Source organism: Coriobacteriia bacterium, assembly GCA_034370385.1.
Lineage (GTDB): Bacteria > Actinomycetota > Coriobacteriia > Anaerosomatales > PHET01 > JAXMKZ01.
The window spans coordinates 1-17,284 of record JAXMKZ010000046.1; the positions used below are offsets into that span (position 1 = coordinate 1).

The window sequence follows — 17,284 nt, forward strand, 5'->3', positions numbered from 1 at the left end:
GCCTGCGCTGGAGAGGCCGATGTCGCCCGACGTCGCGGTGAGCACCGAGCGCGTGAGGGTGATGTCGCCTGTGGTGGAGGTGCCCGTGATGGTGTTGCCGGCCGTCCAGGTCGAGTCGACAGAGGTGATCGAGCCGGCCGCCAGGCCGATGTCGGTGCCGGCGATGAGCACGGTGCGCGGCCCGATTGTCAATGCGGCACCTACACCGGGTGCGAAGGTAATGGCACCCGCCGTCGCGGTAACGCGTGTGTCGGGACCAAGCGTGATCGCGCCTGTCGTGGCCGTGCCGGTCACGCTGCCGCCCGCTACGACTAGCGCGGTATCGGCAGTGATGGACGAGCCCAGAAGCCATATGTCAGTGCCGGCGGCAAGCGCTGACCCTGCGGCGAGCGAGAGCGCATCCGGCGTTGTGATCCGAATCAGCCCAGCAGCACCGATCGTCTCCGTCACGGTGATCGGGTCATCGGACACCAGGAGCACAGAGCCGCCTGCGCCAATTCCCGAAACAGCCCGACCACCGTACGTTGCAGCGACGCCCCCAACACCCAGAGCGCCGGTGTTCTGGACGTAGACGCTCCCGGAGGTCGACTCCCCCTCGACTCTGTTGACCTGCGTCATCAGATAGAGAGACGGATCGCCGATGTTTCCTACCGCGAACAGCCGCGTCCCTTCGGCAATGACATTGATGCCTCCGACGGGAGTCCCGTTGAGAATCCGGCCTGAGCTGTTGCCCACGAACGCGTTACTTCCGACCCCGGTTGCACGAACGGTATCGAGGACCAGGTCGCCCGACTTCTCCACGATGTACGTGCTGCCGAGCGTGCTCAGCGAAGTGAGCTCGCCCGCGATGCTGCGAGACGTATCGATCTCGAGGTCGTTCCCGGCCACGCCGATGGTTCCCAGCCGCGCCGTAAGTGTGATGTTGTTGCCAAGGACCTTGGCCGCAGTGCTACCAAGAGCCGCGCCCGGGTTGAGTGGGTCGACTCCGTCGAGAATCGACCGTTCGGCATCCAGCCACACGTTCCCGGAGCTGGAGGAGACCCGTGCCACCCGCATGTCACCCGCAATCTCGGCGATCCATGCGTCTCCAAGCGTATCGGCCGTCAACGTGCCGCCCGTGAGATCAAGCCGAATCGGCCTGACTGCGGTGCCGATCAACCCTTGCGTAGCGGAGAAGACCGCGTTACGCGCGATGACCGTCTGTGTCGTGGTGTTGTCGCTCAGGATGGCGCCTGGCGTGATCACCGTTATTTGCGCAGTGTTCGACGCGATGACGCTACCCGCGAGCCTGACGAATGTCGCCGTGGTCTCACTACTCGACCCTGCGGTGATGACCGCATTGCCCGCAACGCCCGTCACCTGGATGTTGTCGATGATGTACGCCGTCGCGACCGGGGTGCCGGTGGTCAGCACGGTGGCGGTCAGAGGCAACAAGCGACCGGTGCCCAGAACCAGGTCCAGCACCCCGGTCGCAGAGCCGACTCTGCCGGTGGGAGTCCCGTCCATGGCGATACCGATGTGCGTCGACATGATGTTGCCTGCCGCCGGCATGCTCCCGCCCACGGCGATGACCTCGACGTAGGAGCCGGTATGACCGAATGCGTTCGCGAGACTGCTGAAGTTGGACCCAACTGAGCCCACGGGACAGCCGCCTCAACCGCCGCCAGGATCGGGAGCGCTCGCCTCGCCGGCGAGACCGACTTGAATTCGGCGGCCTGCGGTCCCGACCATCCCGCTGTCCGATATCAGCGAGACGACTCGGCTGTTGATCCAGATGGTGGGCCCGGCGGTCTGGATGATGTCTCCCCCGCCGGCCCCAAGGTTATGAACGCTCGTGGTTCCAAGAGAGTTCTGGATGTAGCCGTTGAGGGTGATGTCCGTATCCGCGTTGCTGTTGTTGGTGATCGCCACGTCACAGATGTGGGAGTTCGACGTGAGTGAGTACGTCCAGTTCCTGTATCCGTACATGGCGTTGTGGGTGATGGTTGGCGGATCAGCGACGTTGAACGTCTCGATGTCGTTCACGACGAGATGCTTGTTTGACAGGTTCGTGATCACGACGGCGTCCATGGTGGCGTCGAAGTGAACGTTCGAGAAGCCGGATGTCGCGCCACTGGGCGCGTCGACAAGAAGCTTGCCCCCGGCGCCACCGAGGATGTCGTCGATGTAGATCGTTCCTGTGGAAACCACTTGGCCGACATTGACGATGGTCCCGAAGCCATCGCGGATGACGACGCCGTCCGAGCGCGTCACCCGGCCCGTCGCGTCAATCGCCGCCTCCGCCCTACCGCCGCCGGTGACGTGGATGTTCGAGTTGACGGTGATGTTGCCGACAAGCGACTGTGCCCCACGCGGACGGCTTTCGACTGCAGTGTTCAGAATGTGCGCGACCCAGTCCCATACCGGGTCGAAGACCGTGTCGCACACCTCGTCGGGGTCGCACCACAGGCCAAAGCCACACCCGACGGTGGCGACCCATCTGCACACTTGACGCGCAACGTGCCCGACGATCTCGTACACGTAGTTGACCACCGTGGCACCCACCGCCTCGGCCTTGCGAATGTAGCCACCATCGGCCGGCAACGGCACGATCGACCTGATCGACACGTTACGGCCGGTGAGGCTGCTTCCACTGTCGCATTGCGTTGACGCCGTCACCCAGCGGTCAGCCCAGGCCTCTGCGATGACACTTCCCGTGAGCCCGGATGTATACGAGTACGCATCCGAATTCACGGTGACGCTGTCAGCGCGCGCATAGATTCCCAGATCACCCGTCGCCGTCAGTGCCGAACCGCCACCGTAGATCCTGACCTGCGGATGCAGGTCCAGGAGGGCGACGGAAGTCGCGTGGTTCCAGCCCAACATATTGAACGGGACTTCACCGTGCGCATGGGCGTGGGCGTAGATTGACGTATCGACGGCCGAAATCTCGATCGCGTAGGCCGTGACGGTCGCACCTGTCCCGACCTGTGCGATGGTGTAGGCGCGATCGGCTCTCGACGTCGCGTTGACTTGGGAGTAATTGATGCCTCCAACCACGTACGAATGCGACGCGGAGTCAAGGTACAGCGATCGTCTCGCGAGTACATCGCCCCTGTTGACGGCCTCGATGACTCCGTAGTTCCCAAGCCGCGCCTTCACGTACAGGTCCGGCGTCGACGCAGTAGCCGCGGCCCCGCCGGCCGTGATAAGCCCTCCGTTGCCTGCAGTCGCATACGAGTAGCCAGCATCGTTTGAGCTCGCGTAGATCCTCACGTTGTAGCCGCGCAGCAGCGCTCCCGCCCCGGCAGCACTATCGGCCACATACGCGTTGGTGTTGTTGCGTCGCGTCGCGGCACTGTTGATGCTGCCACCTGCGGCCACACCGTACGCGCGACCAGTCGCCGACGAGTACACCGCTCCCCGCGAGAGAGCCACTATGTCGACCGTGGAGGCAACCCCGGTGGAGATCAGTCGTGTGCCGGCGCCAACGTACGAAGTCACAATGGCGGTCGAGTTGGCGGTAGCGTCGGCGGCGGATGCGCTGCCAACACCCGCTCCCACCGAGCTTGCATAGGCGTACGCCTGGTTGGCGGCTATCACGCCACCGGACTCGTTGTGGTTCTCGTACGCACGGACATAGATGTTGCCGCCTGCGTTGACGGTCCCCGATGCGATACCCGCCGTGACGGTCGGATTCCAGTTCGCCGTGGCCGCTGAGATGCCAAGCGACGCGAGCCCGTACTGGTTGCCCACCGCATCACTCGAGCTGTTCCCGTTCGCCAGGGCGAGAATCGTCACATCGGTGGCGACGTTCATCACGCCCGTTGTCGACACGTTGGCCTGTACCGTCGGTGCCGCGGTCGCGCTGGCCCTCGACTCGCGCCCGCTTACGAACGTCAGCGAGCCCGCGCTGGTGTCCGCATCAGCAAGGTTGGTCGCGACCGCACGCGCCGACAGCGACGAAGACGTATCCAGTGATGCCAGCGACAGCATGCTCACAGTAGTGGTGCCGTTCGCGGCTGCAGTGCCCCGAACCGAGCCTCCACCTGCAAGACCGTACGCGTCACCATCCGCCTTCGCATACGCGGCGCTGTTCGAAAACGCCCTCGCCTGGATTGAACCGCTGCGGCCTTGGAGCCGCACCCCCGTGCCGACCGTCGTGCGGGTGACGGCGTTCGACGTGGCAGACGCTGTGGCGCCGTCCCCTGTGAAGAGCCCGCCGGAGGTCGCGTTTGCCTGGGCGCGAGCGCCCTTCTGACCGTTGTTCCAGCCCGTCCCCCACCTGCGCGAACCCGACACCGAGCCGGCCGCATCCGTTCGGTTATAGAGGGCGACGATGTCGATGCTTCCGCCACGAACGACGGAGTTGGCTCCCACCTGGGCATCAGTGACCGGCGATGAGGTCGCACTCGCGGTGTTCAGTCCCACAGCGGCGAGCCCGAGGTTCAGCCCACCGATGCAGTTCGCAGCAGCGTCCGCCTCGCTCTCCGCCCGAATACTCACTGCGCCCGTTACGTCGATGCCGGCCGCGGTCGAGCCGTTGCCTGCCCGGCCTAGGACCGACGGGTTAGCGACTGCGGTGGCGCTGTGGAACTTGCCACTTATAAGGCCACCGCCGGACGCTTCCGAATACGCATCCGCATAGGCGACCGCACGAGCGATGACCGTGACGTTGGTGCCCGCGTCGATCGTGCCGTCCATCGTTGCCTGAATCGTGCCATTCGCAGTCGCGCTGGACGTACTCGCACCAACAGCGGCGGCGGAGATGGACAGTGAATTCGCCGTTGAGATCGAGTTGATCGTCGCGCGCGACGTCAGGCTGAACGCACCCGTCAAGGTGATGACGGTACCGGTCCCGACGCGAGCAGAGACAACCGGAGCTGACGTTGCCATGGGAACCGCACCGTCATACCCGACAAGCGAACCCGACGTGGAGTTGCAGTCTGCGCGGGCACCCAGGGTCAGACCGTAGTTGTGACCCGCTTCGATGGTCAGCGAACCTGCCTCGATATCGGCGCCGGTCCCGATCGTCGCGCTGACCGTGGGCGAGACTGTGGAGGTCGCCTTCATCGTGCCCACGGCTCCACCTGCGATGGAGAAACTCTTCGCTGCGGATGCAGCGTTACACTGGCTTGTCGCCCGGATAGTCACTGCACCGCTGACGCTGGCCCGACCGCCATTGCCAATCGACGCCTCGACCGTCGGCGAGGCAGTCGCCACAGCGTGCGGAACCTGGGCAGCGAGCAGACCGCCGCCAGACGCATCCGCGTCAGCCTTCGCGGTCGCGTAGACCTTCGCTTGAATCGTGAAGTTGGTGCCGTGAGACACCGTGCCGTTCATCCGCGCTCTCGCGGTACCGTTCGCCGTCGCCGTAGGCTGACTCGCCCCTACGGCACCTGCGCCGATGCTGAGCGCCTGCGCATCCGCGATGGCGTGATTCGAAGCGTACGCCTCAATGGTCAGCGTCGAGCTGGAACCAAGAGTGCATCCCGAATCCACGCGCGCATCGAGGCTCGCGTTCGCGTTCGCGGTCGGCACCGCACCCTGGCCACCGGCGACGCCGAACGTGGGCGCCCACGCAACAGCCTTGGCGGTCGTGCCAGCCAGGGCATTGCCTGCCGAATCACAGTTGTGGAGGATGCTGATCTTCACCGCTCCGGAGGCTTCAATGGAAGCGCCCGAAATGACCGATGCCTCGAGTGTCGGACTGACGGAGGCGTCTGCGAACGAGGTCCCTGCCGCGACCGCGCCGGAGGAGATATTCTCGCATTCTGCGAGTGCGGTCCCCCTGGACAGCACTTGCACCGTCACGGTGCCTGTCACCCTCACGACGCCGCCATCCACGCGGGCGCGAACCGTTGGCGACGCGACGCTGACGCTCTGGCTGTAAGCGACGCCTGCCAGCGTCACCTGCGCGGCCGTCGTCAGCGAAGCAGCATCGTCATGCGACTGCGCCTGCACCAAAACGTTGCGGCCACCGGAGAGTGACGCGTTCGCGATGTCGCGCACCGATCCATTCAGGTACGCGCTCACTGACCCGGATGATTCGGCCCGCGTTATCGGACCTCCATAGCCGGCCGATCCGACCGCAACGCCCGTCGCACTGGAGCGCACTTGGTTGCCGGACCGTGCGACGACGGCCACATCTCCGCTTCCGGCGTCTATGACCGCCGAAGCACCTACCGTCGCGGACACAATCGCCTGATCAAGTGCCTTGGACCATGCCGCGCTCACCGTGAGGCCAAGACCGCCGCCGCCAGCCGTCGCTTCGGCCCGCGTCACCTTGTCCGAGGCGAGATCGTCTGCACCCGTGCCGACATTGTGCCGGTAGTTGTTGAGCGCACGCACCGTGAGGCCTGCGGAGTCCACGGTCGCGCCGCCGCCCACGGTCGCCGAAACCGTCGGGCTGCTCGTCGCCTTGGCAACCGAGGCACCAAAGGCGACTGCAGCGCCCACATTCACGCCGAACGCCTTCGCGTCAACGGATGTGAGCGAAGAACTCGTGACCGTCACCGTGCCGATCGCCCTCGCATCCGCACCGGTGCCAAGCGACGCGGATACGGTCGGGTGGACGTACGCGGTCGCAACACAGCCGCTCACTGTCGCTACACCGCCCTGAACCGCCCAAGCATCGGCATCGACAGTGGCGTCGGACGTCGCCGCGATGACCAACGAGCCCACACGCGCCAGCGAACCGATCTGCACGTCACCGGTGCTTGCGCTCGTCGTTCCGGTGATCTCGGCAAGGGACACGGATGCGCCGGCTGCGACACCGGCCAGCGAGACGCTGACCTGGCTGGAGATCACGTCGCGATCCGCGGTTGCCGCGATGGTCACGACCCCGCCGGCGCGCTCGATCGTCGCGTAGCTATCGATGTGGGCACGCTGGCTGGAGGCGTCCGTCAAGACACCCACCTGTGCGCCCAGCGTCACACCCCCACCCTGACCTGCGAAAACGTCAACATCCAGCGTGGATGTGCCGTTCGCCGCGACGGTCAGATCATCCGTTGCCGCCGTACCCGCGGCGACGGTCGCATGTGAACCAATGAACGCCTCTGTGTTCAGATGGTTGCCCACGACCGCGATCGAGGCTCCGATGCCCGCGATGCCACCCGAGGCCTGGCCGATGAGCCCGTAGTAGTTGACCGCCGAATCGGCGCGCACGGTGATGTCATCGTCTGCGCGCACCGTGGCATATGAGCCGATGAACGCCACCGTACCGCGAGGCACGATCGTCGCCGGTGGCGTCCAGCCCAGCGCCGTCCCGGTGACCGTTGAAGGCGCGGCGGCCGTGATGCTGGTACCCGCGGCCGCGGTGGCGTTGGCGACCCTCGTGTCGGCGTCGCCCGTGCCGCCATAGCCCGAGACTATTCGGCGGAAGCCGCCGTTGGGGTCTGAGCCGTCAGACTGGTGGTCGGCCATGTTGACCACGCTGGCGGGTAGCGCGCTAGCGGACTGGTTCGCGGCACCGCCGTTGTTGTCCACCGTGTAGGTCTGGTTGCTGGTACCGCCGATGGTCCACACGGAGACTGAACCCGCCGCTCCGACGATACCGCCGCCTATGCTGAACACATACGCGTCGACATCGGCGTTCGACAGCGCAACCACATTCACGTTGTGGGTCGCCTGCACGTGCGCGCCGTTACCCACGTAGGCCGCGACGTCGTTGCGAAGCATCCCCACGTCGACAGAGCCGCCGATCCCGACGATGCCTCCGCCAAGGCTGCCGTACACCGTAAGCACCTTGGCCTTGTTCGCCGCCACGACGCTCACGGACTGCAGCACACCCTCGGCGCCTGCAGTGGTGTTCACGAGCGCGTTGTCGCCGATGTAGGCCTGAGTGTTGGACGAGATGACGTTCACACCCACGGCTCCGGCGATTCCTGCCCCGAACCCGCCACCTCCGGCAACCACGATGGCGAGGATGTCCTCACTCGAACCAGCCTGGACCGCCACGCCCTTGAACGTCTGACCGATGCTGCCGTACGTCTGGAACGTCGCTCCGGACATGACTCCGGTGTAGACGTCAGTCAGACCGCTTGCGGTCGTCGCACGCGCGTCGACAGATGCGTAGGTACCGAGGTACGCCTTGGTCTGCTTGGTGACCTTGGTGACGTCAACAGAGGCGCCGATACCGGCAGCGCCGATGCCCAGACCCGCGCCACCGGCGATGACCTCGATGTCGGTGTCGTCGGTCGCCAGAACGAGCACGTTGCCTTGGGCGATGACGCCCGCGCCGGCCGCAGCGCTCGCGGCGGTCGCGCCGATGTGAGCCGACGTGCTGGACGCGAGAATCACGACCGGTACCGCTCCGCCGACTCCGACACCACCCGAACCGGCGGCCCCCACAGCGACCGCGAGGATATCCTCGCTGGCCCTCGCGACCACGACGACATCGCCGGACACCGTGGCACGAACGCCGTCTGCGAGATAGGCCTCGGTAACGAGCGTCGGGATGATGATGACCGCCCCGGGCGACACGGCTGCCGCGCCGCTTCCGGACAGCACCGCCGCCACACCGATATGCGTGTAGCTGGTGCCGGCAGACACAAGGAGCGATCCGCTGCTGCCCAGCGTGGAACCTTGAGCCACGTACGCGCGCGTGGTGATGTTAGCGATGTGGACGGACCCGCCCACGTTCACAGCGACGACTCCCGAGGCGCTTCCACTGATTGCGTACGAGGCGATGTCGTCGCAGTTCGTCGCGACAACCGCGATTCCGCGGAAGCCCGCCGTCTGGCCGGGAACGGCCACCTGCCTTGCGCCGTACATGTCGCCAAGAGCGACATTCGTCGCGAGCTGCGTCCCAGTGAAGTCCGGCTGGGCAACCGACACTTGCCCCGTGCCGGTCTCGGCCGGTGCAGTGCCGAAGGTTCCGTTTGCGACGCTCAGACCGGCGCCCGCAGCGGCCGCGGTCATGGTGACGGTCGGGCCGACGTATGCCTCCGTGGTCTTCGTGACGATGATGACCGAAGCCGCCGTGCCAACGGTGACCGCTCCGGCACCGCTCAGGTTCCCGGTGATCACGTCGACGTCCTCGATGTCAGATGCGGATACCAAGATGCTGCCACCCGCAGTGACCGTCCCCGGGCCATTGATGAATGCTCGCGTCGTGAGGTCGAAGGTGAGGACGGCCGCACCGCCCGGCACGCCGGCGACACCGGCGCCCGTGCCCGTCAGGCTGATGGAGTTGACGTCCTCGACCGACGTCGCAGCGACGACGACATCTCCGCCGGCCTCGATTACCGAATTGACGCCACCCACCCACGCTTGGGTGCGCTTCTTGACTGTCAGCACGTCGACGCTCTCGGCGACCCCTGCCGCACCTCCACCGGACGCGGCACCCGCGAGCGTCATCGTGTCGGTGGTATCACTGGCCGTCACGGAGACCTTCGGCGTGAGTCCTGTCTTCAGCGCGTGCACGTGCACACCGTCGCCCAGCCAGGCCCACGTGGTCTCATCCAGGATCACGACGGTGACGGAGCCTGCAACGCCTGCGGCACCGCCGCCGGCACCAGCGACGCCAAGGTTGTAGATCGTCTCGCTGGAGTTCGCCGAAACCGTCACGTCTCCGCCTGCGGTGACGTGCGTGCCGGCACCGATGCCGGCCTTGACGCTGTCCGTCTCCACGATGGTGCTGGAAGACACTCCCACACCAGCGGCTCCGCCACCAGCGGCCGCGCCGGCAAACGACGTGACATCGGTCACCCGGCTCGCGCGCACGGTGACGCCGCCAGCGGCGGCGATGGTGCCGGATGCACCGAAGGTGGCCTCCACCGTCTCGCCCAGCAGGAGCACGTTGACAGCACCGGATACTCCTGCGGCTCCACCGCCCGATGCGCACGCGGTGTAAGCCGAGATATCGACCGTAGAAGTCGCAGTGATCGAGAAGGCGCCACCCGTGGTGATTGCCACGCTGTCGCCCGCGAGTGCCTTCGTGACGTGTTCGGCATCGATGGCAACGGACCCGCCACCCACGCCTGCCGCGCCGCCACCGGCGACCGAGCCGGCGATTCCCAGCATGTCGGTGTCACTCGTGGCGGAGATGCTGACCGTGCCGCTGGCCGTGATCGAGCTGCCACTGCCCAGCGAGGCCTCGGTCCACCCGTCGCTGACGACTACGACGACCGACCCTGATACCGCCGCGGCTCCGGCACCGCCACCCGTCACGGCCACTGCCGACAGCTCGTCGATCGAATCGGCGGAGATGGTGACGTTCCCGCCGGAGATTACTGCCGAACCGGCACCGACGATCGCGCTCGTCTCGTCGTCTCGCACGTAGTTGATATCCGAGAGTCCGATGCTCGCGGTGCCTGCTCCACCCACTGCACCGGCCACCATCGTCACCTCATGGTCGTCGGTGCAGCCGTGCTTTGCAGAGATCACAACGCCGTTCGGACCCCGAATCGTGCTACCGGCTCCCAAGAGCGCCTTCGTGGTCTCGTTTTCGACGAACGTGATGACCGAGGCCTTGAAGTCCACTGTCCCCGCAGCGGCGATGCCGATAGCGACCAGATCGCTGTCATCGGTCGAGGTCGCCGCGAGCGTGGTCAGTCCACCGTTGCTCCAAAGTAGGGTGTTCGATCCAGTGCGCGATGTGGTTGTATCCGTCTTCACGACCGTGACCACACACAGGCCGACACCCGCGGTCCCGCCGACTCCCGCCGCACCGGCGGCGGTGACGAGCCCCGACGTTGAGTCCGCGCTGACGGTCAAGTCCCCGCCAGCGGTGAGAGATGTGTTGTCATCGACAAGAGCGTCCACCGTGGAGGTGATCGTCAACGTGACGATCGCGCCCGCGACGCCTGCGGTTCCGCCACCTGCGGCCGCAACCCCCCACACATTGACCGTGTCATGGGCGACAGCAGCAACCCGCACGTCGCCGCCCGCCACGATCGTCGAGCCCTTACCGACCGACGCCTTGGTCTCATCGCTGCGAACGACTGTGACGATCGACCCGCCGACACCCGCCGTGCTCGCTCCCCCTGCGGCACCGGAGATGATCATCAAGTCACCCCTGTGCGTGGCAGTCACCGCGAAGTCGCCGCCGACACTGGCTACAGCATTGTCCCCGACGGACGCCAACGTCGACGTGCTCGGCACGATGACGACGATCGAGCCCCCGACGCCTGCAGTACCGCCGGACACGCCGGCGCAGACTGAGAGCAGGTCCAGGTCGATCGTCGAGGTCGCGGTCACTTCCATCGAACCGGCAGCGCTGATCGCAGCATTCGATCCGATCGACGCTTCCACGTCCTGGGTCAGGACGACCACGTCGACCGAAACCCCTACTCCGGCCGTACCCGTCGCTCCACCGATTCCGCCCGCGTAGTCCTTGATCGCGGTGGTGTCCTTGGCGGCGACCTTGACGTGTTGTGCGATGCCCGGGGTCACGGTCTGGTTGATCTGAGCCGAGTCACCGATGGCGGCGCGCGTGGTGATCAGGAAGACATCCACCAGCACCGAGCCACCCACGCCCGCGTTGCCCTGGCTGAAGCCCCCCGCAACCGCCAGCGTGGTGAAGTACGGCGTCCCCGTCAGGCTCGCGACGAATGACGGGATCGGGGCCGCGACGGGCTGCAGTGAGGATTCGGCCGTCACACTCAGGGCCTCTGACGCATCCAGCTGCACGCCGGAGTCGACAGTCGCTTCGGTCGTCAGAGTGGCGACCTGCACCGCGACTGCCGCGCCCACACCAACCCCGCTCATGCTGAGCGCGCCACCGGCGGCAAGCGCTTGAAGGCGGTCCGCCGAAGTCGCGCGGACCGTGAGCGCACCGGTCGAACGGAGCGCTGAACTGGCGCCAACCGACGCGCGGTTGGTGCGAGAGACCACGTTAACGGCCACAGAACCCGCGATATTGGCCTGGTCCTTGCCGCCGGACGCGGACATTCCCCAGACGACGACATCGTCGGTCTCGCCGTCGGGGATGATCGCCTCGATGGCGATTCCGTTCCCCGTTATGCTGGTGCCGGTACCCGTGGAAGCGATGTTCGTGGCACTCACAACATTCAGTCCGACGGCTGCACCGATACGGGCCTGACCGCTGCTCGTACTGACGGAACTGCCCGTAGCCTTCGCGAACGCATCGGTCTGAGCGATTGCGGCGACGTTCACCGGACCGCCGGAGCCAGAGACCGTCAGGCCATCGGCGATACTCGCCCGGTTCGTCACGGTCACAACGTTGACGCTGATGGCCGCGGCGACTCCCACACCGGCAGACTTCTGACCGGTCTTGTCGCGCGAAGTCTTGCTCGCGCCGGACGACCCCGAAGAGTCGCCGGTCTCATCCTTCGACTTCGGCAGATCGGTCTTGTCCGACGAGACGTTGTTGTTGACGTTCGGGTTGTTGTTGACCTGGGCTCCGGCCTCGGAGTCCGCGTCGCGGGTCGGGGTGCCTTCGGCGGACTCGGTCGCATTACCACTAGCGCTGGCCATACAGATGACGCTACTGGAAACGGTCGACGTCGAGATAACGCTGACTGACGCGCCTTGCACGTCGCGGGCGATCTCCGCGCTCGTCTCCGGCAGGATGACGTTGACGCCAACCGCTGCGCCAACCGCGATGCCAGCAGACTTCGCGTTGCCGTCCGCGACAGTATCGATCTGTGCCGAATGCTTGGATGCGACCGTCACGTTTCCAGTCGCGCTCAAGCCCGTCGCCGAACGACCCAGGCGCGCGGTCGTCTTGTCGATGACGACTGCGACGGCGACCGACGGGCTGATAGCGGTGCCGCCGGTGGCGCCCGCCTCCGTCGCGGTCCAGACCCAGTGGCCTGAGACCGCGTTGATTGCGTAGTCTCCGCCGCCCGTTATGACCGCGTCGTCCTCGATCTCGGCGCGCGTGTCGGACAGAAGCACGTTCGTGGCAACGGCCGCGCCGATGCCAGTCTTGCCCATTGCGTTGGACGTCGCGCTGGCCTCGTCAGACTGGTAGGACTCCGCAGTTAGGATCACGTCACCCGTCGTGCATGCGACGACCGCGCCCGACTCGATGACCGCTCGCGTGTGGTTGAAGACGATGTTCACCGGAAGCGATCCGGCGAAACCGACCTTGCCCCCACCTGCGCCTGACGTGGTCTCGGCGCTCGCGGCGTGGGTCCTGTCGCCAGACACGTCCGCCATCATCGCGGTCAGACGCACGCCCTGGGCGTTCACGGTAGCACGGTGACCGATGACGGCCTCGTTGGTGACGTTCGCGAGGTTCAGAGCGACCGCGGCACCAACCGACGCCGGCGCCGTCGCAGTCGTCGTTGCAGACGCGTCCGCATGAGAGCGCGTGTCCGTGTTGTTGCGCGCGTCCAGCGAGACCACGCCGCCCGAGACGACGCGCCCGTTCGCGGGAATCATCGCCCGGGCCGTGGAGTCGATGACGCTCACGGCAATGGCGGCCGCGACAGAGACCGGTCCATCGGAAGAGCCCGCCGGCGGCGGCGTCGAACTCCCGCCGCCGCCCCCGCCTCCACCGCCGGCTCCACCGGCTCCACCGGCGGCTCCCTGCTGTCCGGCCTGGCCGATCTCCTTAGCGATCTTGTCGTCCACGCCGGCGGTGCCGGATGTCTCTGTGCTCTCACCCGAAGTGCCCACGGCGCTGGCAAGCGCGATGGCCTGTGCAGAAGACGCGCACGCTGCGCCAAACGCGACCGCGCCCGTCGCCTCAAGTGCGCGGTCCGTGGTGGCGAGCGCGGTATCGTTGACGATGCTCACCGCGATCACGATGCCGATGGCGGCGTCGGATCCCGCCGCCTCGCCATCGGCCTTCGTCCGGTAGGCACCCGAACTGGCCGCGTTCGCGGAGAAGTCACGCGTGAGCTTCAGCGTAGAGCCCGTACCCACACGCGCGCGCACATAGTTATCGACGATCGTCGTGGCGACAGCGCCGCCGATGCCGGGGCCGCTCTTGGCCTCGCCGCCGGCGCTCGCGTAGGTCCGCGCGGTTGCGTCGGATTCAGCATTGAGTGCGAAGTCGCGCGCACCGTTGAGCACGGCGCCGTTCGCGAGTTCCGCCGTGACGTCGTTCAAGACCACGTTGACCGCGATGCCCGCGCCAACGCCCACGTCGCCGCCACCCTCTTGCGAGGCCGTGGCGGCGCTCTCAGCAGAAGTCGAGCTCTCCGCGTCGAATGACACGTTGCCGCCGCCGGTGATCGCGACGGTCGAGCCGCTACCCTGTGACGCGGTCGTCACGATGGGCGCGACGTTGACGGCGAGCGCACCGGCAACACCGGTCTTGCCGAAGCCCGCGCCCGCCGAAGCCTCCGCGGACGACGCGTGCGTCGTGTCGCCGTCGACGTCGGTCATGAGAGCCTCGAGTACGAGTCCCCCGGCGGTGACGGTGGATGTGGCGATGGACGCCTCGTTCAGGACCGAGCACACGTTGATCGCTACCGCCGCGCCTATTGTGGCCTTGCCTTCGGCGTCGTTGGTTGCAGAGCCATCCGCGAGCGCGGAGCCGTCGGCGTTGTTGCTGGCGCGCAAGGTCAGCGTGTCGCCTGCCTTGATCACGCGACCAGAGGGAATGGTCGCGCGGGCATGCGACGTCGTCACGTTAACGGCAATAGCGGCGGCCACAGACACGGGGCCGTCGGACGACTCGGCCTTCGGGATCGAGGTCCCGGAGGTGTCCGCGGACGCGGAGGTCTCAGCGGACATGGATGCCGCGAGCGACTGTTCCTTGCCGATCCGCTCGTCGACGCCGGGCGTACCCGACGTCTCAGAGGTCTCCGCTGCCGCGCCGGCGGCGCTCGCGTATGCCTCTGCCGAACCTGCCGAGGCGCACAGCGCCTGGAAGGCTACCGTCCCGCTGGCATCGACATCGCGCCCGGTCGTGGCGGAAACGTCGTCGGTCGTGATGTTCAGCGCGATCACGACGCCCACGGCGACCTCGCCGCTGGTGGCGTCACCGACGGCCTTGGACTTCGAGCTGCCCTTGTGGGCGGCCGTCGCGTCCAGATCGCCGGAGATGACGAGCTTCGCGCCGGATCCCAGCTGCGCGCGAACGGTGTTACTGGCGATGGTGGTGGCGACGGCGCCACCCAAGCCTAGGCCGGTCCCTGACTCGCCGCCGGCCGCAGCGTACGCCTCCGCGGTCGCGTCGGACGCCGCGTTCAGCGCGAAGTCGTTCGCGCCCGAAAGCGTGGCGTCGTCGCCGAGCTCAGCGGTGACTCTGTTGCTGACGACATTGACCGCGACCCCGGCACCGATGCCGGCATCGCTCGCGCCCTCTTGGGCGCCAGTGGCCGTCGCCGTCGCGGACGACGTGCTCTCCGCGGAGAACGACACGTCGCCGTCGCCGGCGATGACAGTGTCGATGACGACGGTCGCGCGGGTGTCTGCGCCTGCGCGGGTGGTGACCGGCGAGACGTTCACCGCGACCGCACCGGCCACGCCGAACTGGCCCGAGCCGGCGCCAGCGGAGGCCTCAGCGGATGCGGTGTGGGACACGTCGCCGTCGACGTCAGTCATCAGTGCTTCGAGAACGAGCCCACCGGCCGTGACCGTGGCATCACCGATGGACGCCTCGTTGACCATGTCCGTCACGTTGATCGCGACGGCCGCCCCTATCGTGCCCGTGCCTCCGTCGGTGTTGGTCGCCGAACCATCCGCGAGCGCGGAGCCGTCCGCGTTGTTGCTCGAGCGAAGCGTCAGCGTGTCGCCCGCACTGATCACGCGGCCGTCCGGTATGTGCGCACGCGCGTGGCCGGTGGTGACGTTGACCGCGATCGCTGCCGCGACTGACACGGGGCCGTCTGAAGTCTCGGCCTTCGGGATACCGGTGCCGGACGCGTCTTCGGACGCACCCGCGGTTCCGGTGGATTCGGCAGCGGTGCTCGCGGCGTGCGAACGCTCGGCGTTGATGAGACCGTCGACTCCGAAGGTACCGGAGGTGTCCGTGGTCTCGCCGGACGCGCCGGCGGCACTCGCGATGGCGTCCGCGGAGCCCGCGGACGCGAGGAACGCCTGGAACGTCACGGTTCCGCTGGCGTCGATGTTCCGGGCCGTGGTGGCGACGGCGTCGTCAGTCGCGATGTTGATCGCAACAGCGGCGCCCACGGCGACCGAGGTGCCGCCCGTCTTGCCGTCTGCCCGGGCACTTGAGCGACCGGAGAGGTTGGCCGTCGCGTCGAAGTCGCCCTTGACGCCCAATGCGGAGCCGGAGCCGATGCGCGCGGCGACGTCGTTGCTGGAGACGGTGGTGGCCACAGCGCCGGCCACGCCGATCTCGCCCGCGCCCAGAGCGCTGCCCGCGGTCGCTTCCGTGTTGGCGGTCGCGTCGAACTGCGCGTTCAGGGAGAGGTCTGCCGCGCCGGAGAGCGTGGCACCGTCCGCGATCTGTGCGGCCACGTCATTGGCGGAGATGTTGAGTGCGAAGCTCGCACCCACACCGGATGCGGTGCCCTCGGTCGAACCAAGCGCACTCGCCGAAGAGGAGGACTCGCCGCTCGCAAGAAGCGAGACGGCGCCGGTGACGATCACGTCACCGAAGACAGAAGCGCTGAGCTCGCCGCCAGAGACGTTGACAGCGAGTGCGCCGGCGACCGACGGAGGCGCCCGGGAATCGGTCAGGCCTGACATGGCCGTCGCGCCTGATGTGCCGGACGCGGGCATCGTCGCCTCGATGGAGAGCGACGGAGTGTCGAGAGTGACCGGGCCGGTGACGAACGATCGGGTCGAGGTGCTCGCGACGTTGACCGCTATCGCGACGCCGACGCTGTTCTCCTCCGACGACGAATCCGCCGGGCGGCCGTCAGCGTCTGCCCGTGATGTCCGCTGCGACGAAGCCAGGATGCGCTGCGCGCCCGTCGACGTGACGATGAGATCCCCACCCGCTGACGACACGTGCGCGAGCGTCTCGCCGTTGAGAACGCTCACCGCTATCGCGGCCCCGACCGTGAGCGAGCCGCTGCTCGTGTCCGCGTAGCCGGAAGTCAGTTCTGAGGTTGTGGTCTCGTTGCTCGACGCACCACCCATGCTCGCGGTGGAGCTGGTCACGCCGGAGATGATGGACAGCGCGATGATGTCGACCGTGTACGCGTCGATGGTACCGCTTCCCTCGATGGAGGCGATGGTTTCCTCGTTAACAGTGACGACTGCGACCGAGCCGCCGTAGGTCGCTGCCGAGGCGTCGCTCGTCGCGGTGGCATCCACGTGGTTCAGGGCCGAGACGGTGAGCGCGCCGATGACGTCGATGTTGCTGCGGCCGCCGATACGCGCGATAGCGGTGCTGTTGACGACGACGGTGGTCAGCGCGGCATCCGCGGTGCTGGTGGCGCCGAACGCACCTTCGCACAGCGCGGTCGCG

The 17,284-nt window shown here is 66.9% G+C and carries 2 protein-coding genes; both read right to left on the minus strand.

Features of this window, described 5'->3' with window-relative positions:
• The coding region (locus tag U1E26_09775; protein ID MDZ4169924.1) for a hypothetical protein at window positions 1–1,641 on the minus strand (1,641 nt) is incomplete at its 3' end.
• Between the two features lie 12 nt (window positions 1,642–1,653).
• A complete protein-coding gene (locus U1E26_09780) occupies window positions 1,654–17,130 on the minus strand; it encodes a hypothetical protein (GenBank protein MDZ4169925.1) in 15,477 nt (5,158 codons plus the stop codon).
• Window positions 17,131–17,284 lie beyond the last annotated feature (154 nt).